This window comes from Curtobacterium sp. MCBD17_013 (assembly GCF_003234565.1).
In the GTDB taxonomy this organism is placed as follows: Bacteria; Actinomycetota; Actinomycetes; order Actinomycetales; family Microbacteriaceae; genus Curtobacterium.
The window spans coordinates 338,129-359,509 of record NZ_QKTU01000002.1; the positions used below are offsets into that span (position 1 = coordinate 338,129).

Here is a 21,381-nt window from a genome sequence, read left to right on the forward strand (position 1 = left end):
GCGCTACCGGGTGCGGAGTTCGCCCCGGGCGACCTTGTGCTGCGCGGACTGGGCGACCGGCTTGATCGTCACGAGGTCGAGGTTGACGTGCGCGGGGAGCTCGACCGCGTGCACGATGGCGGCGGCGACGTCCTCGGCGACGAGCGGGTCGGCGACGCCCTGGTAGACGGCGTCCGCGCGGTCCTGGTCGCCGCCGAACCGCACGAGCGAGAACTCCTCGGTGCGGACCATCCCCGGGGCGATCTCGACGACCCGGATCGGCTCGCCGCTCAGCTCGAGGCGGAGGACCGCGACGAGCGCGTGCTCCGCGGCCTTCGCGGCGTTGTAGCCCGCGCCGCCCTCGTACGGCACCGTCGCCGCGGTCGACGTGACCGTCACGACGTCCGCGCCGCCCGTGACGTCGGCCCGGGTCCGGAGGTGGGGCAGCAGCGCGCTCGTCACCTGCTTCGTGCCGATGACGTTGACCTCGAACATGGCACGCCAGTCGTCGACGCTCGAGGTCTCCACCGGCTCGAGCCCGAACGCGCCACCCGCGTTGTTGACGAGGGCGTCCACGCCGCCCAGCTCCCCGACCCGTGCGGCGAGCGCCGCGACGGCCGATGCGTCGGTGACGTCGGCGACGAACGCCTCGCAGTCGGTCTCCTCGGCGAGCGCCGTCAGCCGGTCCTCGCGCCGGGCGACCGCCACGACCTCCCATCCGTGCGCGCGGAACAGGCGGACCGTCGCCGCTCCGATGCCCGAACTCGCTCCCGTGACGACCGCGCGTCGTGCTGCCATGTGCTGTGTCCTCCTGTGCCGACTCCGGTGCCGACTCCTGTCGTCCAACGGTACCGGGGCGACCCCGAGGGGGCGGTCATCATGGTGCGCGTTCGGGTAGCGTGGCGGGGCATGAGCACGGACGTCCTCTCGACCGCGCCCTCGGCTCCTCCGGTCGCTCCCGACGGGCCTGCACCAGCGCGGGTGCGGGTGCCGTTGTGGGACACCGCGCGGTTCCTCGCGGTGACGCTGGTCGTCATCGGGCACGCGATCCAGCGGCAGACGACCGCGAGCGACCACGCGATGGCGCTCTACACGTTCATCTACGCGTTCCACATCCCGGCGTTCGGTGTGATCAGCGGGTACTTCTCGTCGTCCGCGACCCCGACCGCCGTGCGGATGCGACGCACGATCGCCGAGATCGTCGTGCCGTACATCGTCATGCAGACGATCTGGACGGTGGTGGAGTCGATCGTCGAGGGCCGGAAGCAGTTCAACCCGACGCAGCCGACGTGGACGCTCTGGTTCCTGCTCGCGCTCGGGATCTTCCGACTCGTGCTCCCCTACCTGGCGCAGCTCCGGTGGCCGCTGCTGTGGACGGTCGCCGCGAGCATCGGCGTCGGGTACCTCGACAACGTCGACTCCACCCTGTCGCTGTCCCGTGCGATCGGACTCATGCCGTTCTTCGTCCTCGGCTGGCAGCTCAAGGGCTGGGGGGTGATGGACCGGTGGGCCGGCGCGCCGCGGCGGGTGGTCGTGTGGGTGCGGTCGGCCGCGGTCGTGGTGCTCGCGGCGTGGGGCTCGGCGTGCGTCGTGTTCGTCCGGCCGTTCCGCTCGTTCGAACTGCACCACTGGTTCTTCTACGACGACTCGTACTCGGGGCTCGGACAGGACGCCTGGTGGGCCGGGTTCCTGCGACTGGGGCTCATGGTGCTGGCGAGCGCCCTCACGGCGTCGTTCCTGCTGCTCGTCCCGCGGCGGCGGGTGTGGTTGTCGGCCTTCGGGCAGGCGACGATGTACGTGTACCTGCTGCACACCTTCGTGCTCTACCCGATCCGGGAGTCCGGGGTGCTGTCGGGTCCGCACTCGGCCTGGCCGTACCTGCTGCTCATGGTGGCGCTCGCGATCACGGTGGCCGTGCTGCTCGCGACGCCACCGGTCCGGGCCGCGACCCGGTGGCTGCTCGAGCCGCGGGTGCCGCTGCTGTTCCGGCGCGACCCGGACCAGGAGCCGACGTCGGAGGCGACGCGCGCCTCCTGACCCGACCCGCGCCTCCCGACCCGACCCGCGCTCCCCGGAGCGGGTCGCCGACGAGTCCCGACGCCGCCGTGTTACGCGCGCTGACGCCCGACGTTGCCGCGGGTGGAGGGCGGTCCTAGCCTGGCCGGACCGCGAGGGTGCGCCGTCCCTCCCGACGTCACCACGGCGCGTGCGGACTGCGAGGACGGACACCATGACCGAGACCACCGACCCGACGACCTGGCGTTTCGAGACGACGCAGGTGCACGCGGGTGCCCGACCGGACCCGACGACGGGGGCGCGCGCGACGCCGATCTACAAGACGACGTCGTACGTCTTCGAGAGCTCGGACCACGCCCGCGACCTGTTCGCCCTGGCCGCGCCGGGCAACATCTACTCGCGGATCATGAACCCGACGAACGACGTCGTCGAGCAGCGCATCGCGGCGCTCGAGGGTGGTACGGGCGCCCTGCTCGTGTCCTCCGGGCAGGCGGCCGAGACGTACGCCGTGCTCAACATCGCGGGCGCCGGCGACCACATCGTGTCCTCGTCGTCGATCTACGGCGGCACGTACAACCTGTTCAAGTACACGCTCGCCAAGCTCGGCATCGAGACGACGTTCGTCGAGGACCAGGACGACCCGGACGAGTGGCGCCGGGCCGTGCGGCCGAACACGAAGCTCTTCTTCGCCGAGACGATCGGCAACCCGAAGATCAACGTGCTCGACATCGCGACGGTGTCCGGCGTCGCCCACGACGCCGGTGTGCCCCTCATCGTCGACAACACCATCGCGACGCCGTACCTCATCCGTCCGTTCGAGCACGGCGCCGACATCGTGGTGCACTCGGCGACGAAGTTCCTCGGCGGCCACGGCACCGTGATCGGCGGCGTGCTCGTGGACGGCGGCCGGTTCCCGTGGTCACAGCACGCCGAGCGGTTCCCGGAGCTGAACCAGCCCGACCCGTCATACCACGGCGCCGTGTTCACGCAGGCGGTCGGCGACGGCCTCGCGTACGTCGTCAAGGCGCGGGTGCAGCTCCTCCGCGACCTCGGTGCTTCGAACTCGCCGGACACCGCGTTCGCGCTGCTCCAGGGCATCGAGACGCTGAGCCTGCGGATCGAGCGGCACGTGCAGAACGCGCAGGAGATCGCGGAGTGGCTCGACCGTCACCCGGACGTGGCGACGGTCGCGTACGCCGGACTGCCGACGAGCCCCTGGTACGCCGCGGCCACGAAGTACGCCCCGAAGGGCGTCGGCGCGGTGCTGTCGTTCGAGCTCAAGGGCGGCGTCGACGCCGGCCGGGCGTTGGTCGACAACCTGTCGCTGTTCAGTCACCTGGCGAACATCGGTGACGTGCGGTCCCTCGTGATCCACCCGGCGTCGACGACGCACTCGCAGCTCACGCCCGAGCAGCAGCTCACCACGGGCGTGACGCCGGGTCTCGTCCGCCTGTCGGTGGGCATCGAGAACGTCGCGGACCTCATCGCCGACCTGGAGGCCGGGCTCGCCGCCGCGCGTCGGGTCGCCGAGGCGGGCCTCACCGCCTGACGACCGACCGGGCCCGGCTCGACGCCCTCCCGCCGAGATCGCGCAACACGCCGCTTCGACCGCTGTGACAACGGCGTGTTCTGCGATCTCGGCTGAGGAGGGCGAGCGGCGGCGGCCCGGCCGAGGAGGGCGAGCGGCGGCGGCCCCCGGCCGACGAGGGCGAGCGGCGGCGGCCCCGGCCGACGAGGGCTAGCGGCGGCGGCCCCGGCCGACGAGGAGCGCCTCGGCGACGCCGAGCCCCACCGCGATCACGAGCTGGGACGCGCCGAGGCGTCGCCACCGACCGCCGACGAGCAGCAGCGGCAGCATCGAGACCGCGTGGGTCGCATCGACCACGGCGGCGACCGTGTGCGCGTCGGGGGTGTCGACCCGGCGCAGCACCACGGCCTCGACGAGTTGCCGCAGCCCGAGCACCCGGTGGAACGCGGCGACCCCGCCCCGACGCGCACCCGTTGCCCGGTTGGGTGCACCTCCTCGCGCCGCGAGGAGGTGCAGGACGCCCAGGCCGCCCCGCATCACCTCCACCGCGGCGGCGGAACCGGGCCGTGCGGACGGGTGCCGGGCCTCCCGACCGGTGCGGCGCCCGGGTGCTGCACCGAGACTCATCGGCCGCGACCCACGGAACGGGTGGCGGTGGCGACGACGCCGGCCACGCCGATCGCGCCCGCGAGGATCGCGGACCCGAGGCGGCGGTGCTCGACGAACCAGGTCTGCGGCGACCACGCGTGGGCGGTGTCGTCGAAGATCCCGTGCGCACCGTGGTCCCCCGGCACCGGCTCGTAGAGGTTGTCGGGCAGCATCGGCTCGTCCTTCTGTGGCGCCTGCTGGCCGTCGACGAGCGTGCGGGCGGCGTACCAGTCCGCGAACCGGCCGCTGATCCGGTTCCCGATGATCGTGTAGACGGTCGACTCTCCGACCCACGTCCGCGGGCGTGGCCGCTCGGCGACCGTCGCGATGGCGCGGGCCCCGACCTCGGGCTGGTAGATCGGCGCCACGGGCTGCGGGTGGTGTGGCAACTTCGACTTCACCCAGTTGAACTGGATCGTGTTGAGCGCGGGCATGTCGACCCGCGAGACCGTGACGTTGCTGCCCTCGTTGCGCAGCTCGCTGACGACCGACTCGGTGAACCCGACGATCGCGTGCTTCGCGCCGCAGTACGCCGCTTGCAGTGGGATCCCGCGGAACCCGAGCGCGGAGCCGACCTGGATCACCTGTCCGCGGTCCCGCGGCCGCATGTGACGCAGTGCGGCACGGGTCCCGTTGACGAACCCGAAGTACGTCACCTGGTTCGCCCGCGCGAAGTCGTCCGGGTCGGTGTCCATGAACGAGCCGAACACGCCGACCATGACCCCGTTGACCCACAGGTCGATCGGCCCGAGCTCGGCCTCGACGCGGTCGGCGGCGGCCTCGACGGCCTCGCGATCCGCGACGTCCGCGACGAGCGCGAGGCCGCGCCTCCCGGCTCGCCGCACCTCGGCGACCGCCGCGTCGACGCCCTCCTGCCCGCGGGCGAGGACGGCGACGTCCCAGCCCCGTGCGGCGAGTTCCCGCACCGTCGCCCGGCCGAGTCCGGCCGAGCCTCCCGTCACCACGGCGATCCCACGAGCCATCCGGTCCTCCTCGCGTCCTGCCGTCGCCCGAGCGGCGCGGCCCTCCACGTCTACCGGACGGCCGTCGGCGGCGCTCAGCGAGCGTGGGGCGGCGCACGTCCGATCGCCCCGCTCCCTCAGACGGACGTGGATCCCGGCCGGGTCCGGCCGGGAGGCCCGGAGCCCGCCCGCCACGCCCCTCGCGTAACAAAGCACCCACGCCGTCCGCGACCCCGGGAGAATGGGCGGACGATGGACTGGCAGACGACCCCGGAGGACTCGGTCCCCTCGACCCTGGTCCCCGGTCCCGCCCTGCTCGGTGGCGGCCTCGGGATCGTCGGCAAGCCACCGGTGACGGGCGCCTGGCGACCCGGCGACCCGGCGGGCTCCCGCCGGTTCCTGGACCTCGGCGCCGTGACCGTCCGCGGCGGGGTGCTCCCGTCGACCCGCGTCGCCTACGAGACCTGGGGCGAACTCGACGCCGAGCGCTCGAACGCCGTGCTCGTGTTCCACGCGCTCACCGGCGACTCGCACGTCACCGGCCCGGCGGGGCCCGGACACCGGACGGCCGGCTGGTGGGAGGACGTCGTCGGCCCCGGTCGGGCGATCGACATCGACCGGTGGTTCGTCGTCGCGCCGAACATGCTCGGCGGCTGCCAGGGCACGACGGGGCCGTCCGCACTCGCCCCCGACGGCGTCGAGTGGGGGTCGCGGTTCCCGTTCCTCACCGTCCGCGACCAGGTGGGCGTCCAGGCGCGCCTGGCGGACCATCTGGGCATCGACCGGTTCGCGGCGGTCGTCGGCGGTTCGATGGGCGGCATGCACGCCCTCGAGTTCGCCGTGACGTACCCGGAGCGGGTCGAGCGGCTGGCGGTGCTGTCGGCACCGGCGCAGACCACGGCGGACCAGATCGCGGGGAACTCCCTGCAGCGCGCCGCGATCCAGATGGACCCCGGGTATGCCGGCGGCGACTACTTCGACGCCGAACCCGGCGACGGCCCGCACCGCGGCCTCGCGCTCGCCCGCCGGATGGCGCTCCTGACCTACCGCGCTCGCGACGAGCTCAACGGGCGGTTCGCCCGGAGCTGGCAGAGCGATGTGTCGCCGCTCGGCGACGACGGACGGTTCTCGGTCGAGAGCTACCTCGACTTCCACGGGAACAAGTTCACCCGCCGGTTCGACGCCGACTCGTACCTGACGCTCCTGCACGCGATGGACTCCCACGACGTCGGGACCGGCCGAGGCGGCGTCGTCCCGGCACTCGGGCGGGTCCGTGCCCGCACCCTCGTCGTCGGGATCACGAGCGACCGCTTGTTCCCCCTCGAGGACCAGGACCGCATCGCCGCGGGCATCCCGGACACCCTCGACGGCGACCGCGCGACGGTCATCGCGAGCGCGTACGGACACGACGGCTTCCTCATCGAGCACGAGGCCGTGGGGCGACACCTCCGGCGGCTGCTGCACGACGCGTGACCGCGGCGATCGTTCGCTGGTGATAACGATTCAGCACCAGACCGGGGACCCGGACCGTGCCGGATCCCCTCGAACGGGTGCCGTCTGTGCGAGCATGGTCGAACGCGAAGGAACCACCTCGCGGATCCGTTTCCCCCTGCAGGACATCGATGGACCTCATCGCGCAAGAACGTGACCGGTTGCTCCGGACGACGACGCGCGTTGTCGGCATCGTCTGCGCACTCGTCAGCGTCGTGGCGGTCCTGTGCGCGGGCAGCATCCCGACCGCGCCGCTCGTCGTCGGGCTCCTCGGCGTCGCGGTGCTCGTCGGCGCGCTCTGGGGTGTCGGTGCGAACGGCGCCTGGTACTGGACCGTCCTGGCGGTCGTGGGCGGCGTCGGTGCCCTCGTCGCGCTCACCCAGTCGGTCGGCGACGCCGGCGACCGCGACGTCGTCGCCGCGGGCCTGGTCCCCCTCGCCGCGGGTGGCCTGTCGTCGCTCGTCATGTCGCAACGCGGCCGTCCGGCGCTGCTCGTGCTCGTGCTCCTGTCCGGCGTCGCCGCGGTCGGCATCGTCGTCTGGACGTGTCGCTCGCCGTTCGCGAGCCCCGTCGGCGGCGTGCTGCTCGGCTGGGTGCTCACCTGCGTCATCGCCTACTGGGTGTCGCTGAGCATCCCGCGGGTCGCTCGCAGGATCTTCAGCATCGGCAACGCACACCGCGCCGAGCGGCAGGCGAGCGAGACCGAGGCACAGCGTCGCCAGGGGGCCCGCCTCCTGCACGACACCGTCCTCGCGACCCTGACGCTCCTCGCCCACTCCGGGGTCGGCGTCTCGGAGCAGGCCATGCGCGAGCAGGCAGCGGAGGACGCCCGACTGCTCCGCCACCTCCGCCTCGGCGCGACCCCGCAGCCCCAGGAGTCGAACGGCTACACGCTGACCCAGACCGAGGAGTCACCCCTCGGGCAGACCCTCGAGTCCGTCAAGCAGCGGTTCGGCCGCATGGGACTCGAGGTGAGCTGGCACGGCACCGGTCAGGTCCTCCTGCCCACACACGTGCTCGACGCATTCCTGCTCGCGCTCGCCGAGTGCCTGGAGAACGTGCGCCGCCACGCGGGTGTCGCCGAGGCGCACGTCACGATCGTCCACGACACGAGCATGGTCCGCGCCATGGTGACCGACTCCGGCGTCGGGTTCGAGATCGACTCCATCAACGAGGAGCGCCTCGGGTTCAAGGAGAGCGTCGTGAACCGCCTCCGAGAGGTCGGCGGCGACGCCCGCCTGTTCTCGGCGCCCGGCTCGGGCACGACGGTCGTCCTGGAGGCCCCGCGATGACCTTCCCCGAGGACACCATCGGCCGCGAGACCATCGGCAGCCGGGAGGAACCCCCACGCACACGGCGCGAGGCCCGCGAGCGTGCGAAGGGCAACGACCGGCGCCAGGCGCGTGGTCTGCCGTCGACCTCGACCGGGGCGCGCTCGTTGCAGCAGGCGGCGCAGCCCGGGGCGTCGCTCGGCACCGGTCACCTCGGCCTCGGTGCGGCCGTGCTCACCGCCCTGCAGGCCGTGTCGGGCATCGTGCTGTTCCTCGTGCACTGGCCCGACTACAGCGACCCGTACGCCGCCGCGGCCGCGTGGCTGCTCTACATCGTCGCCGCGATCGGGGTGACCGCGACGGTGCTGACGTACGGCGAGCGCCTCACCGGGCTCGCGTTCACGCTCATCTGCCTCGTGCTCGCCTGCGTCGTCGCCCTCGACTTCATCGCGGTCTGGCCCGAGCACGACATCGCCCACACCGCGACCGCGTCGATCGCCGCCGGATTCGCGCTCCTGCCGATGACCACGCTGCGTCCCGCCCGCGAGGTCGTCGTGGCGATCGTCGCGCTCGGTGTGGCGTTCGTCGTCATGACGTTGGTCTCGACGCCGATCGACCGGACGACCCTGCCCGGGCAGGTCTCGATGCTCGCGCTCGTCCTCGTCCCGCCGTCGGTCGCGCTCTTCATCGTGCATCGGTTCCGACAGCTCGTGCAGCGCGAACTCGACCGCGTGCTCGTCCAGAGCACCGTGACGGCGCCGCAGTTCGCCGTCGGGATGCTCGCGTCCGAGGAACTCGCGCGCCTCGACCTCGCCGCCGAGAAGCTCCTGGACAGCGTCGCGAACGGCACCGATCCCCTGCCGCTCTCCCCCGCCAGTGCGTCCGTGGCCGCGCAGCTCGCCACCGAGCTCCGGCTGCACCTCATCGAGGGGCGCCGGGAGACCTGGCTGTACCACGCGATCACGGAATCCGACCACCTCGGGCGCGCCGTGAGCGTGACCGATCCGGGCTCGCTCGCCGGCCACCTGACCCCCGCGCAGCGCGACGGTCTCCTGCAGGCGATCTGGCTCATGGTCGGCGACGGACGCGCCGCGACGACCGGCAGCGCGACCGTGTCGGTGACCCTCGGTCCGATGGGCGCCGCCGGTCATCCCGTGTCGGACGAGACGATGGACGTGCCCGTCGTCATCGAGTCACGCGGCGTCCCACGACGTCGGCTCGGCCCGGCGGCGTGGAGCGCGCTCCAACGCGTGGGGCCGTACACGGACACCGTCCGCGACGGCGTCCTGCACGTCGTCGTGCACTGCGTGGTCAACCGACACCCGTCGATGTGACCGCCGTCACCGGATCCCGGGCACCAGCCGCGACACACTGACCGCCTGTTCCTCCACCGCCGATCGATCCACCTAGGATCCCGGTACCGCCAAGAAAGGACGCCGCTCGTGGCAGCTCCCGAGGACCCCATCCGACTCGCACTCGTCGACGACCACCGCATGCTGCTCGGAGCGCTCACGGAGTGGATCCGTGGAGCCGCCGACGACATCACGCTCGTCGCGGCGGTCACCACGTGGCCCGAACTCCTGACCAATCCGGCGTTCCCCGTCGACGTCGTGCTCCTCGACCTCGACCTCAAGGACTCCATCCCGATCTCCCTCAAGATCTCCACGCTGAAGACCGCGGGCGTCACGACCGTCGTCATGAGCACCTACTCGGAGCCGAACGTCGTGCGCGAGGCCCTCGGCTCCGGTGCGATGGGCTACCTCGTCAAGAGCGAGGGCGCCGAGATGATCGTCGAGGCGATCCGCTCCGCCCACCGCGGCGAGCCGTACATCTCCGCTGAGCTCGACCTGGCGCTCAACGCGGGGGACGTCGGCGGCGTGCCGAAGCTGAGTGCCCAGGAGCGCCGCGTCATGGCGCTGTACGGCGGTGGCGAGCCGGTCAAGAGCGTCGCCTACCAGCTGGGGATCTCGGAGGAGACCGCGAAGAGCTACCTCAAGCGCATCCGCGAGAAGTACCGGGTCGCGGGCTTCGACGTCGGCACGAAGGTCGCCCTGCGGAAGCGTGCGATCACCGACGGCATCATCATCCAGACGGACGCTCCGCACGGGCTCTGAGGATCCGCGACGGCCGAGACCCCGAGGGGTCTCGGCCGTTTCGCACGTCAGACGGTCGGCACCGGCGACGTGATCGGGCCGGTGCGCGGGTGCTGGTCCCGCGCCAGGGCCGTGCGACGGTTCGTCCGCCGCTCCATCGAGAAGCTGATGGTGATGATGCCGAGGCCGAGCAGTGCCAGGACGATGCCGATCCAGCCCGGGGCGGCGTAGCCCCAGCCGGCGGCGATCGCGCTGCCCCCGAGGAGCGCGCCGAGGCTGTTCCCGATGTTGAACGCCGAGTGGTTGAGCGCCGCGGCGATGCCCTTCGACTCCCCCGCGACGTCCATGAGCCGCGACTGGACACTCGGCGAGATCATGGACGAGGTGGCACCGAGGGCGAACATCCCGACGAACAGCCCGACGACGGTCGCGGCGGTGAGCGTCACGAGCAGGAGCGCGGCGATGAGCGCGGCGAACCCGACGTACGTGGCCCGGCGCAGGTCGACGTCGGCGAAGTGACCACCCGCGATGTTGCCGACCGTCATGCCGACGCCGACGGTGACGAGCACGAACGGAACGAACGACACGGGCAGGTGCGTGACGTGCTGCACCAGCGGTGAGATGTACGAGTACACGGCGAAGAAGCCGCCGAAGCCGATGGCACCGCACGCCATCATGATCCACACCTGCGGGACCCGGAACGCGCGGAGCTCCCGCCGGAACGACGCGCCCGGCTCGGCCGGGTGGAACGGTACGAGCGTGGCGACCGCGACGAAGGTGAGCGCGAACAGCGCCGCGACGATGAGGTACGCGGCGCGCCATCCGGCGTGCTGACCGATGAACGTGACGAGCGGGACGCCGACGACGTTCGCGATGGTGAGTCCGCCGAGCACCATCGACACGCCCTTGCCGCGGCTGCCCGGGCCCATGATCTCCGCGGCCACGAGCGAGGCGATGCCGAAGTACGCCCCGTGCGGCAGGCCGGCCACGAACCGCGCCGCGAGGACGAGGCCGAACGACGGGAGCACCGCGCTGGCGACCGTGGCGAGCGTGAAGCCCACGAGCAGGCCGAGCAGGAGCTGCTTGCGGGGGAACCGCGCCGCCGCCGCCGCGATCGTCGGAGCGCCGACGACGACGCCGAGCGCGTAGGCGCTGACCAGCCAGCCCGCGTGGGCGATACCGGCCTCGGGGTCGACCACGTACTGGTGGTGCAGCAGGGAGGACGCGAGGTTCGGCAGGAGGCCCATGGCGACGAACTCGGTCGTGCCGATGGCGAACCCACCGAGGGCGAGCGCGAGGAGCGCCGCGGTCTTGCGCGCGGGCGTGAGCGTGGTCATGGCGTGTCTTCCGGCGGGGGTCGGACGGGATCGCACCGCGGAGCTGGTGTCAGGGCCCCGCTGCTCCCTCGCCGCGCCGACGGGGCCGTCACGACCGGCGGAGCCGGGGCGCTCGGCGGCGAGCATGCCCGTTCGCAACGGGCTCCGTCCATGCTAGGTCGGCATCAGTGGCCTCGGAAGCACAGCTCGGCGTGTCCGGTCGAATCGGTTCGACCTGCTTGACGTCCGGCCCACGCCTCGGTTCGGGCCGTGCATGCGCTCAGGCCGCGCGAGCCGCGACCTCGTTGTCGTCGCTGCGGTCACGGGCGGACGTCCTCGGCTCGGGAAGCGCGTCACGCCAGGTCCAGCCGACACCGCACTCGGTGCAGGTCGCCCACGCCTGCTCGCCGTGCTCCGGCCCGTCGCCGGTGTCCACCAGCACGGTCTGCAGATCGCAGTCGGGGCACCATCCCTCGAAGATCATCCGAGCCTCCTGTCCGTGACCACGTCGTGGCCCGTCGCGCTTCGTCCTGTCGACCGGGTCGGGCAGGTCCCTGGTGTGGGGATCACGTCCGCCCCGATGATCCAAGGACACACCCGACCACCGACATCGCCAGAACCACCGCGGCGTGTCGGCCGATCGCACGCAGCGCTCCCAGGTCTGCGCATGCGCCGCTCGCGGCGAGCACCGGAGCCGGCCGAAGTCGCGGCCCGGTCAGCGCTCAGCCGCGGCGCCAGCAGTGCTCAGTCGCGGCCCAGAGCGCGCTCGAGGCGGGCGAGCTTGCCGTCGATCTCGCCCGTGTGCCCCGGCCGGATGTCGGCCTTGAGCACGAGGGACACGCGCGTGCCGAAGGGTGCGACGGCCTCGGTCGCGGCCTTGACCACGGCCATGACCTCGTCCCACTCGCCCTCGAGCTCGGTGAACATCGACGAGGTGCGGTTCGGGAGCCCGGACGCCCGCACGACGCGGACAGCCGCGGCGACGGCGTCGTGCACCGAGCCGTCCTCGGCGGCGGCGGGACCCCCGGACGGGGCGACGGAGAACGCGACGATCATGCGTCCATCGTGCCACCGACCCGTCGACCGTCCTCCCGGTCGCCGGCGGTGACGGGACGTCGCATGCGGACGAGCGCGACGACCGCCCACACGAGGATCGCCAGTTCGAGCGCGTTCCGCACGGACAGGACCGCCAGGGTCACCGGGTCGAGCGCCAGCAGCCGGTCGTACGGGGCGGGGTACACCAGCTGCGTGGTGAACGCGGTGACGAGGGCGAGCCCCGCCGACGCCAGGAAGCGCAGGGCGCTCGCCCGACCCGCCAGGAGGCCCCACACCACCGGCACCGCGAACCACCCGATGTACTGCGGGGACCCGACCTTGTTCGTGACGAGCAGCGCGCCGACGAGCGCGGTCGCGAGGACCGGAGCGACCTCGGCTCGTCGTGCACCGCCGGTCACGGCCCACAGGGCGAGGAGCACCACGGCCACGACGACGAGTGCCATGAACGGTGTCGAGAGGGCGGCGGCGGCGGCCGTCCCGGATCCGCGCACCTGGAACGTCAGGATCGTCTGGTCGTAGTACACGACGGTGCCGGGCACCCCGGCGTGCGCGCGCCACAGGAACGCGGTCGCCAGCGGCGCCTCGATCTGGAGGCCCCGCCCGGTCTGCTGCCCGACGAACGACAGCAGGTGGGCGCCCCCGCCGAGCACGAGGTCGACCAGCACCACGACGAGGGTCGTCGCCCCGGCCGCCATGAGCACCGGTCGACGACCGCGCCGCAGGAGCACGAGCGTCCCGACGAGCACGGCCGGCCAGACCTTGATCCAGGCGGCGAGGGTGAACAGGGACGACGCGACGGCCGGACGCGCGGCGAGGACGACCACGCCGGCGAGGGCGAGACACGTCGCCACGGTGTCGATCCGACCGAGGGCGATCGGTCCGAGCGCCACGAGGAACACCGTCCACCACCACGCGACGCGCACCCCGAGGACGCGGTGCCGCCAGAGCAGCACGAACACCCCGAGGTCGAGCACGGTCATGAGCACGAGCCAGCCGGTGCCGATGGTCGCGACACCCCCCGCCGCGGCGAGCACCATCGGCACGAGGGCGACCACCGGGTAGACCCAGTCGCGGTCGATGCCGACCCAGGTGCCGGATGCGGCGCCCTCGGCGACCCAGTTCCGGTAGGTGTACGTGACGTCGCCGAGCGGCAGGTTCGGGAGCACGCGGTCGAGGTACCAGAGCAGTGCGTGCACGCCGAGGAACGCGACCACGAGCGCGAAGTCCGCCGAGCGGGCGACGAGGGCGCGACGCGCGTGCGACGCGACGGCGTCAGGCGGGGCGGTCACCACCGGACGAGCGTAGCGGTGGCCGGTGCGGGTGCCCGCGGCGACGGGCGGCGTTCCTGCGGTCCGTGGCGGGGTCTCCAGGGACCTCCCAGGGGTGACGCAGCGCGCCGTGCCACGGTTCGGCCATGCGCAAGCGGACGATCTGGATCGGCATCGGCGTCGTCGTGGTGGTGTTCGCGGTGATCGCCGCGGTCGTCGGCCCCGTGGTGTACCGGAACCACGTGGATGCCCAGGCCGAGGCGACCCCGAGCGTCGCCGCGAGCCGGGCACCGTCGACGCTCCACACCGCGGAGATGGACGGCACCTGGCGCGTGGCGAGTGGCTCGACCGCGGGGTACCGCGTGCACGAGGTCCTCAACGGGCAGCCGGTCACGGTCACGGGTCGGACGGGGCAGGTGTCCGGCACCGCCACGGTGGCGGGCAGCGCGATCACGGCCGCGACGATCCGGGTCGACGTGGCGAGCATCCACACGGACTCCAGCCAGCGCGACGCGTACTTCCGGGACTCGGCGATGGACGCCGATGCCTTCCCGACCGCCACGTTCACCACGACGGCGTCGACCCCCGGTGCGGTGCCGTCCTCGTCGAGCAGGACGACGACCAGCCGGGTCACCGGGGAACTCACCCTGCACGGCGTGACGCGGACGGTCACGGCGACCATCCAGTCGGGACTCGACGGCGACGGTGCGGACGTGTCCGGCACGATCCCGATCCGGTTCGCCGACTACGGCGTGACCGCCCCGAGTCTCGGGTTCGTCAGGGTCGAGGACACCGGGTCGGTCGAGTTCGAGGTGCACGCGACCCCGGCCTCCTGACCCTCCCTGCCGCACGTCCGCGCACGTGCCCCCGCGTACGGTCCTCGGCATGGGCACCCCGAGCAGCGGAACGATCGACATCCCGGGCCTCGGCCCCGTGGACTGGCGCGGCGAGGACGAGGTGGACGACCGCGGTGGACCGACGAGGCGGGTCGTGCACGAGGCGAAGCGCGCGGACGGCACCAACCTCACCCCTCCCGAGCTGAGCCAGGTCAAGCGGCAACTCGACGCGCGGTAGCCCCGCGCGGGCAGCCTCCGACCCCGCTGCCGTGTCCCCAGGACTGGCGGTCGCGCCGGAGACCCGATCTGCGGTCGGATGGTCGAGTGACCGACACCGCGCTGGACGGGGCTCCGACCGTCGACGACCGCCGCACCCCGATCCTGGAGGCGGCGATCGCGATGTTCCGCGATGTCGCGTTCCACGAGGCGTCGCCCGAGCTGCTCGCGGAGCGCGCGGGGACGACGGTCGCGGAGCTCGAGGAGACGATCGGGCCCTGGGACACCCTCGTGCTCGCCACCATCGAGCACTGGAACGCACAGCGGATGGCACCGATCCTCCCGCTCGCCGAGCGCTACGGCGCCGTGCGGTTCCTCCGCGGCATCGTCGAGGCGAACGTCGAGGACCCGGCGCTCATGCGTCTGCTCACGGCGATGCTCAACATCGCCGCGACGCCCGGGCACCCGCTCGCGCCGCGCCTCCAGGACCGGTGGCTGACGTTCCAGCTCATGGTGCAGCGGCAGCTGTCCCGCGACATCGAGGCCGGACGGGAGCCGGACACCATGGTGCCGGCGTACGGCTCCGAGCAGCTCATCGCGCTCTACGAGGGCCTGCAGCTGCAGTCGATGGTGCGCCCGGGCATGGACCTGGTCGAGGCGTTCGACCGCGCGATCACGCGCATGCGCGAGGGGTGGTCCCGTGCCTACATCCCGCCCGTGTGGGAGATCGACCTGCCGCTGTAGCGCTCCGCCACTCTCAGACGGTCCGTCCGGTCGCGAGGTCCGCGACGACACGCGAGACGTGTTCCGCGAGTGACGTCATCGTGAACGGGCCACCGTCCGAGGCACGGACGGCGGCGGTGCCGTGCAGCACGGCCGCCGCCGCAGCCAGATGCGCCAGGTCCGTCGGTGTCAGTGGGCCCCGCGCGGCCCGCGTCGCCACGAGCGCGCCGAGCACGCCGCCGAGCGCGTCCCCGGCGCCCGCCGCCGCGAGCCACGGGGTGGCGCTGTCCGCGGTGAACGACGGCCCGCCGTCGGGTGTGGCGACGTGCGTGATCCGGCCCTTGAGCAGGACGGTCGAGCCGGTCCGGTCGGCGGCGCGACGCGCGGATCCACGCGGATCTGCCTGCACCGCGGCCCGGTCGACGCCGAGGAGCTTCGCCAGCTCGCCCGCGTGGGGCGTCAGGACGGCGGCCGGTCCGAGGTCGACCGCGCCGAGCGCCCCGGCGTCCACGACGACCGGCACGCCGTCGTCCGACGCGTGCGCGAGCCCCTCACGGGTCTCGGCGTCGAGGGCGTCGGCGTTCGTCCCGGAGCCGACGAGCCACGCCTGGACGCGTCCCACACCGGACACGACCTCGGGGCGTCGCGCGAGCACGAAGTCCGTCGCCCGCTCCGGGCCGACGTACCGCACCATGCCGACGCCCGTGTGGACGGCCGCGTCGACACCGATCACGGCAGCGCCCGGGTACGCACTCGACCCCGTCGCGATGCCGAGCACGCCGCGACCGTACTTGTCGGTGTCCGGCTCGGGCGGGGTGATCCAGTCGGCGGCGTCCTCGATGCGGAAGGGGCGGAATGCGTTCACGTCCCCCACGTTACGGTTGAGCGGAGGAGTCCGTTCCGCTCGGGGCCACGGAGGACGCCGGGCCGACGGCGGCACGACGCCGTCCCCGTCCCGCGGGCACTCCTCCACACCCTCGCCGCACCGTCCGGCGCGGCGGGCACCCCCGACACGAGGAGACCACCGCGTGACGCACGCCCTGTTCGAACCCATCACCCTCCGCGGACTCGAGGTCCGCAACCGCATCTGGGTCTCCCCGATGTGCCAGTACTCGGTGGAACGACAGGACGGCGTCCCGACGCCGTGGCACCTGGTGCACCTCGGGTCGTTCGCGCGTGGGGGCGCGGGTGCCGTGCTCGCCGAGGCCACGGCCGTCGTGCCGGAGGGACGCATCACCCCGCACGACCTCGGGATCTGGAACGACGAGCAGCGCGACGCCTTCCGTCCGATCGTCGACTTCATCCACAGCCAGGGTGCGGCCGCCGGCATCCAGCTCGCGCACGCCGGCCGGAAGGCGTCGACCCACCGCACCTGGGCCGAACAGCACGGCAGCGTCCCCGCCGACGAGGGCGGATGGACGACCGTCGCGCCGAGTGCGATCGCGTTCGACGGCTACGCCGAGCCGGCCGCGCTCGGCACCGACGGCATCCACGAGGTCGTCCGGGCCTTCGCCGCCGCCGCTCGCCGTGCCGTCGACGCGGGCTTCGACCTGCTCGAGGTGCACGCCGCGCACGGGTACCTGCTCCACCAGTTCCTCTCGCCGCTGAGCAACACCCGGACCGATGCTTACGGAGGCTCCCTCGAGAACCGGGCACGCGCGCTCGTCGAGGTGGTCGACGCCGTCCGGGCCGAGGTCGGCGCCGACGTGCCGATCGTCGTGCGGTTCTCGGCCACCGACTGGGTCGACGGCGGATGGACGCTCGAGGACACCGAGCAGGTGACACGCTGGGTCGCCGAGCACGGAGCCGACATGGTGGACGTCTCGACGGGTGGCAACGTCCCGCAGGCCACCATCCCCGTCGGTCCCGGCTACCAGGTGCCGTTCGCGGCGGCCATCCGAGCGGCGACCGGTGTGCCCACGGCAGCGGTCGGGATGATCGACGAGCCGCACCAGGCCGAGCAGGTCCTCGTCACCGGGCAGGCGGACGTCGTCATGATCGGTCGGGCACTCCTGCGCGACCCGAACTTCGCCCTCCGGGCCGCGGCGGCGCTCCGCGTCGAGCTGCCGTACGCGCCCCGGCAGTACCACCGCGCGCCGATCGTCTAGTCCGGCCGAGCGGGCCCGCTCCGGGCCCGCTCGGGACTATCGTGAGCCCGTGAACCGGACCGACCGCCTGTACGCGATCGTCGAGGAACTCCGTGCCGTCGCACCGCGCCCGCGGAGCGCCGCGTGGCTCGCCGACCGGTTCTCCGTCAGCCGACGCACGATCGAACGCGATGTCAGCGCGCTGCAACAGTCGGGTGCCGCGGTGTGGGCCGAGCCTGGTCGGACGGGTGGGTACTGCATCGACCGCGCGCGGACGCTCCCGCCGGTCAACTTCGGTCCGGACGAGGCGGTCGCGGTCGCGGTCGCCCTGCAGGCCCTCGCCGGCAGCCCGTTCCGCGACGCAGGAGCCGTGGCACTGCGCAAGGTCCTCGCGGCCATGCGGTCCGACGACGCGGACGCCGCGCGGGACCTGGCCGACCGCGTGCACTTCCTCGGCGCGGTCCCGCTCGACGCCGCCGCCCCGCCCGCGCTCGGGCACGCGGTCTCGGCGCGGCGCGTCCTCCGGCTCCGCTACACGGACCGTGCGGGGCGCACGACACTCCGGGACGTCGAGCCCGTGGGATGGATCGGCGCCGCCGGCGGGTGGTACCTCCTCGGGTGGTGCCGCCTCCGTGACGACCTCCGCGCGTTCCGCGTCGACCGGATCGACGGCCTCACGGTGACGGCCGAGACCGCGCCGCGCCGGACCGTGCGCCCCGAGGAGATCGCGGTGCCGGACGGGGACCTCCGGACGCTGACACTCGTCTGACGCGGATCGGCCATCGGCACCGGAAACACCGACACAGGGCTGTCGCTCGCGCCCGCGATCCTGGTCGTCGCCGCACTCCGCGGCCGTCACCGTGCCGCACCAGCGGCGCCACCGAACCGGGAGCCCCACTGTGAACCTCGTCTCCGTCCGCCTCATCACCGACGACGTCGACCGCCTCGTCGCCTTCCACGAGCGCGTGACCGGTGTCACCGCCGTCCGCCCCGCACCGGACTTCGCCGAACTCCGGACCGCCGGCGGGACCCTCGCGATCGGCAGCACCCGCACGATGGTCGCCGTGCTCGGCGGCCGGTCGGACCGGAGCACGGGCCGGACGCCGATCGTCGAGTTCCTCGTCGACGACGTCGACGCGCTCGCGGCCGAACTCGACGACGGCACGGTCGAGGTGGTCGCACCGCCGACGACGATGCCGTGGGGCAACCGGTCGCTGCTCCTCCGGGATCCCGACGGCACGCTCGTGAACTGCTTCACGCCGGTCACCCCCGCCGCGATCACGAAGTTCGAGGGCGTCCCGCGCTGAGTTCCCGCGTGCCGGCACGAGCCGACCGCGCGCGCCGCCGTCCGGGAGGCGCGACCCGGCTCAGCGACGCCGGGTCGCGTCCTCGACCTCGCCGACGAGTTCCTCGAGGATGTCCTCGAGGAACAGCACGCCCGTCGTCCGACCGTCGGCGTCGAACGCGCGCGCCAGGTGGACACCCGCCGCCCGCATCGTCGCGAGTGCGTCCTCGAGGTCCATGTCGCGGTACAGCGAGATGAGCTGGCGGATGCGCTTCGGCGGCACCGGGTCGTCGAACTCGTCCTCGCGCAGGTCGATGACGTCCTTGACGTGCACGTAGCCCGTCGGGTCGCCGTCGTCGCCGACGAGCACGTACCGGGAGAACCCACGGGTCGCGACCGCCCGTTCGACGTCGCCCGGCGTGGCGTCGTCCGGGAGCGTGACGAGGTCGGGCATCGGCACCGCGACGTCCCGCACCTTCTTCGCCGTGAACTCGAACGCGGCGGCGAGCGTGCCGGCGGCGTCGACGAGCGTGCCCTCGCGGCGGGACTGCTCCACCATCGTCTGGACCTCGTCGACCGTGAACGCGCTGACGGCCTCGTCCTTCGGCTCGACCCGGAACACGCGGAGGAACCCGTTCGCCAGTGCGTTCAGGACCACGGTGATCCCGCGGACGCCGTGCCCGAGGTACCAGAGCGTCGGGACGAGCACGAGCGCGGCCCGGTCCGGCATCGAGAACGAGATGTTCTTCGGCACCATCTCGCCGAACACGACGTGCAGGAACGACACGATCACGAGCGTGATGACGAACGCGATGGTGCCGGTCACCTCGACGTCCCACCCCGTGAGGTGCAGCGGCCCCTCGAGCAGGTGGTGGATCGAGGGTTCCGAGACGTTGAGGATGAGCAGCGAGCACACGGTGATGCCGAGCTGCGTCGTCGCGAGCATGCGGGTGGCGTGCTCCATCGCCCAGAGCGTGCGCTGCGCGGCCCGCGAGCCCTGCTCCGCGCGCGGTTCGATCTGGGACCGTCGCGCCGAGATGACGGCGAACTCCGCAGCCACGAAGAACGCGTTGCCGAGCAGCAGCACGACGAGCCAGAGGATGCCGAGCCAGTCGCTCATCGCGGGACCCCCAGTCGGACCCCGACCTCGTCGGGCACCTCGGGCGCGATGCTCGACGACCCGGGCACCGCCGGTTCACCCTCGTCGACCGCCGTCGGCGTGGGCGTGAACCGGATGCGGTCGATCCGGCGGCCGTCGAGGCGCTCCACACGGAGCATCCCGCCGTCGACGGGGACCGTGTCGCCGACCACCGGGAGGCGCCCGAGTCGGCTCATCACGAAGCCACCGATGGTCTCGTACGGGCCGTCGTCGGGGACACGGACGCCCGCACGGTCCTGCAGCTCGTCCGGGCGCAGCAGGCCCGGGAACGTCAGCCAGCCCCGGGACCGCACCACGTCGACCCGCGTCCGGTCGTGCTCGTCGGAGACCTCACCGACGAGCTCCTCGACGAGGTCCTCGAGCGTGACGACCCCGGCGGTGCCGCCGTACTCGTCGACGACGATCACCATCTGGTACCCGCGACCGCGGACGGCGGTGAGCAGGGAGTCGAGGTGCATCGTCTCGGGGACGCGCTCGGCCTCGGTCCGGAGCGCACCGACCGGCACCTCCGCCCGTTTGTCGCGCGGTACGGCGACGGCTGCCTTGACGTGCACGATGCCGACGACGTCGTCCGCGTCCTCGTCGATCACCGGGAACCGGCTGAACCCGGTGCGGCGGGCGAGGGCGATGACGTCGGCGGCGGACTCGGCCACCCCGATCGTCGACACCCGCGGGCGCGGCGTCATGACGTCGCTCGCGGTGTGCTCCGAGAACGCGATCGTGCGGGTGAGCAGCGTGGCGGTGTCCTGCTCGAGGCTGCCCTCCATCGCGGATCGGCGGAGCAGGCTCGTGAGCTCCTCGGCGCTCCGGGCACCGGACAGTTCCTCTTGCGGCTCGATCCCGATCGTGCGGAGCACGGCGTTCGCGGTGCCGTTGAGCAACGCGACCGCGGGACGGAACACCGTCGTGAACACGATCTGCACGGGCACGACGAGTCGGGCGGTACCGAGCGGCAGGGCGAGCGCGAAGTTCTTCGGCACGAGCTCTCCGAGCACCATCGACAGCAGGGTCGCGATGACGAGCGCCACGACGGACCCGACGGGCTCGACGACCTCGTCCGGCAGACCGAGCGCCGTGGACGGGCCCTCGATGAGATGCGCGATGGAGGGTTCGAGGAGGTACCCGCTGAGGAGCGTGGTGAGCGTGATGCCGAGCTGGGCGCTCGACAGGTGGGTCGCCGTCACCTTGAGCGCCTGGATGACGGGCGTCAGCCCCGCTGCGCCGCGCTCACGCCGGGCCTCGAGGTCGGCGCGGTCGAGGTTGACGAGCGCGAACTCGCTCGCGACGAACACGCCCGTCCCGAGGGTGAGGAGGACGCCGCCCACGAGCATGAGGAGGTCGACGACGGTCATACCGAGGGCCTCCGGAACAGGAGGAGCTGGCGGCGCGGGCGGGCGTGTCGGGCCGCGTTCGGATGTCGGCCCGGCGACGTGCGATCAGGAGGGTC

At 72.8% G+C, this 21,381-nt stretch carries 22 protein-coding genes; 12 read left to right on the plus strand and 10 right to left on the minus strand.

Going from position 1 to position 21,381, the window contains the following annotated elements; all coding sequences use genetic code 11:
* Window positions 1–3 precede the first annotated feature (3 nt).
* On the minus strand, window positions 4–777 hold the full coding sequence (locus DEI81_RS04135; protein ID WP_111009229.1) for an SDR family oxidoreductase: 774 nt from the start codon (window positions 775–777) through the stop codon (window positions 4–6).
* 111 nt (window positions 778–888) lie between these two features.
* Between DEI81_RS04135 and DEI81_RS04140 the strand changes: the two genes are divergently transcribed.
* Together DEI81_RS04140 and DEI81_RS04145 are read left to right on the plus strand one after the other, a co-directional pair.
* On the plus strand, window positions 889–2,016 hold the full coding sequence (locus DEI81_RS04140; RefSeq protein WP_111009230.1) for an acyltransferase family protein: 1,128 nt from the start codon (window positions 889–891) through the stop codon (window positions 2,014–2,016).
* A gap of 193 nt (window positions 2,017–2,209) precedes the next feature.
* On the plus strand, window positions 2,210–3,544 hold the full coding sequence (locus DEI81_RS04145) for a bifunctional o-acetylhomoserine/o-acetylserine sulfhydrylase (RefSeq protein ID WP_111009231.1): 1,335 nt from the start codon (window positions 2,210–2,212) through the stop codon (window positions 3,542–3,544).
* Window positions 3,545–3,733: 189 nt separating this feature from the next.
* On the opposite strand, the gene DEI81_RS04150 is transcribed toward DEI81_RS04145, so the two are convergent.
* Both DEI81_RS04150 and DEI81_RS04155 read right to left on the minus strand, forming a co-directional pair.
* Window positions 3,734–4,150, minus strand: a complete 417-nt coding sequence (locus tag DEI81_RS04150; RefSeq protein WP_111009232.1) for a hypothetical protein — start codon at window positions 4,148–4,150, stop codon at window positions 3,734–3,736.
* On the minus strand, window positions 4,147–5,154 hold the full coding sequence (locus DEI81_RS04155; RefSeq protein ID WP_111009233.1) for an SDR family oxidoreductase: 1,008 nt from the start codon (window positions 5,152–5,154) through the stop codon (window positions 4,147–4,149). Before DEI81_RS04155 ends, DEI81_RS04150 begins: the two co-directional genes overlap by 4 nt.
* 231 nt (window positions 5,155–5,385) lie before the next feature.
* Between DEI81_RS04155 and DEI81_RS04160 the strand changes: the two genes are divergently transcribed.
* The 4 genes from DEI81_RS04160 (at window position 5,386) to DEI81_RS04175 (ending at window position 10,009) form a co-directional block, all read left to right on the plus strand.
* On the plus strand, window positions 5,386–6,606 hold the full coding sequence (locus tag DEI81_RS04160) for a homoserine O-acetyltransferase (protein ID WP_111009234.1): 1,221 nt from the start codon (window positions 5,386–5,388) through the stop codon (window positions 6,604–6,606).
* A gap of 149 nt (window positions 6,607–6,755) precedes the next feature.
* A complete protein-coding gene (locus tag DEI81_RS04165; protein ID WP_111009235.1) occupies window positions 6,756–7,916 on the plus strand; it encodes a sensor histidine kinase in 1,161 nt (386 codons plus the stop codon).
* Entirely contained in the window at window positions 7,913–9,229 is a 1,317-nt protein-coding gene (locus DEI81_RS04170; RefSeq protein WP_111009236.1) for a hypothetical protein, read from the plus strand. Before DEI81_RS04165 ends, DEI81_RS04170 begins: the two co-directional genes overlap by 4 nt.
* Before the next feature lie 108 nt (window positions 9,230–9,337).
* Window positions 9,338–10,009, plus strand: a complete 672-nt coding sequence (locus DEI81_RS04175; RefSeq protein ID WP_111009237.1) for a response regulator transcription factor — start codon at window positions 9,338–9,340, stop codon at window positions 10,007–10,009.
* Between the two features lie 47 nt (window positions 10,010–10,056).
* Here DEI81_RS04175 and DEI81_RS04180 read toward each other — a convergent pair whose 3' ends face one another.
* From DEI81_RS04180 to DEI81_RS04195, 4 genes are all read right to left on the minus strand, one after another.
* Complete coding sequence (locus tag DEI81_RS04180) at window positions 10,057–11,325, minus strand: MFS transporter (RefSeq protein WP_111009238.1); 1,269 nt, start codon at window positions 11,323–11,325, stop codon at window positions 10,057–10,059.
* Window positions 11,326–11,584: 259 nt separating this feature from the next.
* Window positions 11,585–11,788, minus strand: a complete 204-nt coding sequence (locus tag DEI81_RS04185; protein WP_111009239.1) for a hypothetical protein — start codon at window positions 11,786–11,788, stop codon at window positions 11,585–11,587.
* A gap of 260 nt (window positions 11,789–12,048) precedes the next feature.
* Window positions 12,049–12,360, minus strand: a complete 312-nt coding sequence (locus DEI81_RS04190) for a thiamine-binding protein (RefSeq protein ID WP_111009240.1) — start codon at window positions 12,358–12,360, stop codon at window positions 12,049–12,051.
* Window positions 12,357–13,649 (minus strand): glycosyltransferase 87 family protein, encoded by a 1,293-nt coding sequence (locus DEI81_RS04195; protein ID WP_146244010.1) that lies wholly within the window; start codon window positions 13,647–13,649, stop codon window positions 12,357–12,359. Before DEI81_RS04195 ends, DEI81_RS04190 begins: the two co-directional genes overlap by 4 nt.
* Window positions 13,650–13,774: 125 nt before the next feature.
* Here DEI81_RS04195 and DEI81_RS04200 point away from each other — a divergent pair, with 125 nt between their 5' ends.
* The 3 genes from DEI81_RS04200 to DEI81_RS04210 all read left to right on the plus strand — a co-directional run bounded on the left by DEI81_RS04200 (window position 13,775) and on the right by DEI81_RS04210 (window position 15,424).
* The gene (locus DEI81_RS04200) at window positions 13,775–14,464 is read left to right on the plus strand and encodes a YceI family protein (protein ID WP_111009242.1); all 690 of its coding nucleotides are present in this window, start codon (window positions 13,775–13,777) and stop codon (window positions 14,462–14,464) included.
* 49 nt (window positions 14,465–14,513) lie between these two features.
* Window positions 14,514–14,702 (plus strand): hypothetical protein, encoded by a 189-nt coding sequence (locus DEI81_RS04205; protein WP_111009243.1) that lies wholly within the window; start codon window positions 14,514–14,516, stop codon window positions 14,700–14,702.
* An 86-nt stretch (window positions 14,703–14,788) separates the two neighbouring features.
* Entirely contained in the window at window positions 14,789–15,424 is a 636-nt protein-coding gene (locus DEI81_RS04210) for a TetR/AcrR family transcriptional regulator (RefSeq protein WP_111009244.1), read from the plus strand.
* A 13-nt stretch (window positions 15,425–15,437) separates the two neighbouring features.
* On the opposite strand, the gene DEI81_RS04215 is transcribed toward DEI81_RS04210, so the two are convergent.
* Window positions 15,438–16,268, minus strand: coding sequence for an ADP/ATP-dependent (S)-NAD(P)H-hydrate dehydratase (locus DEI81_RS04215; RefSeq protein ID WP_181435323.1), 831 nt, complete (start codon window positions 16,266–16,268; stop codon window positions 15,438–15,440).
* A 163-nt stretch (window positions 16,269–16,431) separates the two neighbouring features.
* Here DEI81_RS04215 and DEI81_RS04220 point away from each other — a divergent pair, with 163 nt between their 5' ends.
* From DEI81_RS04220 to DEI81_RS04230, 3 genes are all read left to right on the plus strand, one after another.
* The gene (locus DEI81_RS04220) at window positions 16,432–17,511 is read left to right on the plus strand and encodes an NADH:flavin oxidoreductase/NADH oxidase (RefSeq protein ID WP_258368484.1); all 1,080 of its coding nucleotides are present in this window, start codon (window positions 16,432–16,434) and stop codon (window positions 17,509–17,511) included.
* Window positions 17,512–17,560: 49 nt separating this feature from the next.
* Entirely contained in the window at window positions 17,561–18,259 is a 699-nt protein-coding gene (locus DEI81_RS04225; protein ID WP_111009247.1) for a YafY family protein, read from the plus strand.
* Window positions 18,260–18,389: 130 nt separating this feature from the next.
* Entirely contained in the window at window positions 18,390–18,797 is a 408-nt protein-coding gene (locus DEI81_RS04230; RefSeq protein WP_111009248.1) for a VOC family protein, read from the plus strand.
* 60 nt (window positions 18,798–18,857) lie between these two features.
* Here DEI81_RS04230 and DEI81_RS04235 read toward each other — a convergent pair whose 3' ends face one another.
* Together DEI81_RS04235 and DEI81_RS04240 are read right to left on the minus strand one after the other, a co-directional pair.
* Window positions 18,858–19,895 (minus strand): hemolysin family protein, encoded by a 1,038-nt coding sequence (locus DEI81_RS04235; RefSeq protein WP_111009249.1) that lies wholly within the window; start codon window positions 19,893–19,895, stop codon window positions 18,858–18,860.
* Window positions 19,892–21,286 carry a hemolysin family protein gene (locus tag DEI81_RS04240; protein ID WP_111009250.1) on the minus strand — a complete coding sequence of 465 codons (1,395 nt, stop codon included), beginning with the start codon at window positions 21,284–21,286 and terminating at the stop codon, window positions 19,892–19,894. The genes DEI81_RS04235 and DEI81_RS04240 overlap by 4 nt, the downstream gene beginning before the upstream one ends.
* Window positions 21,287–21,381: the final 95 nt, after the last annotated feature.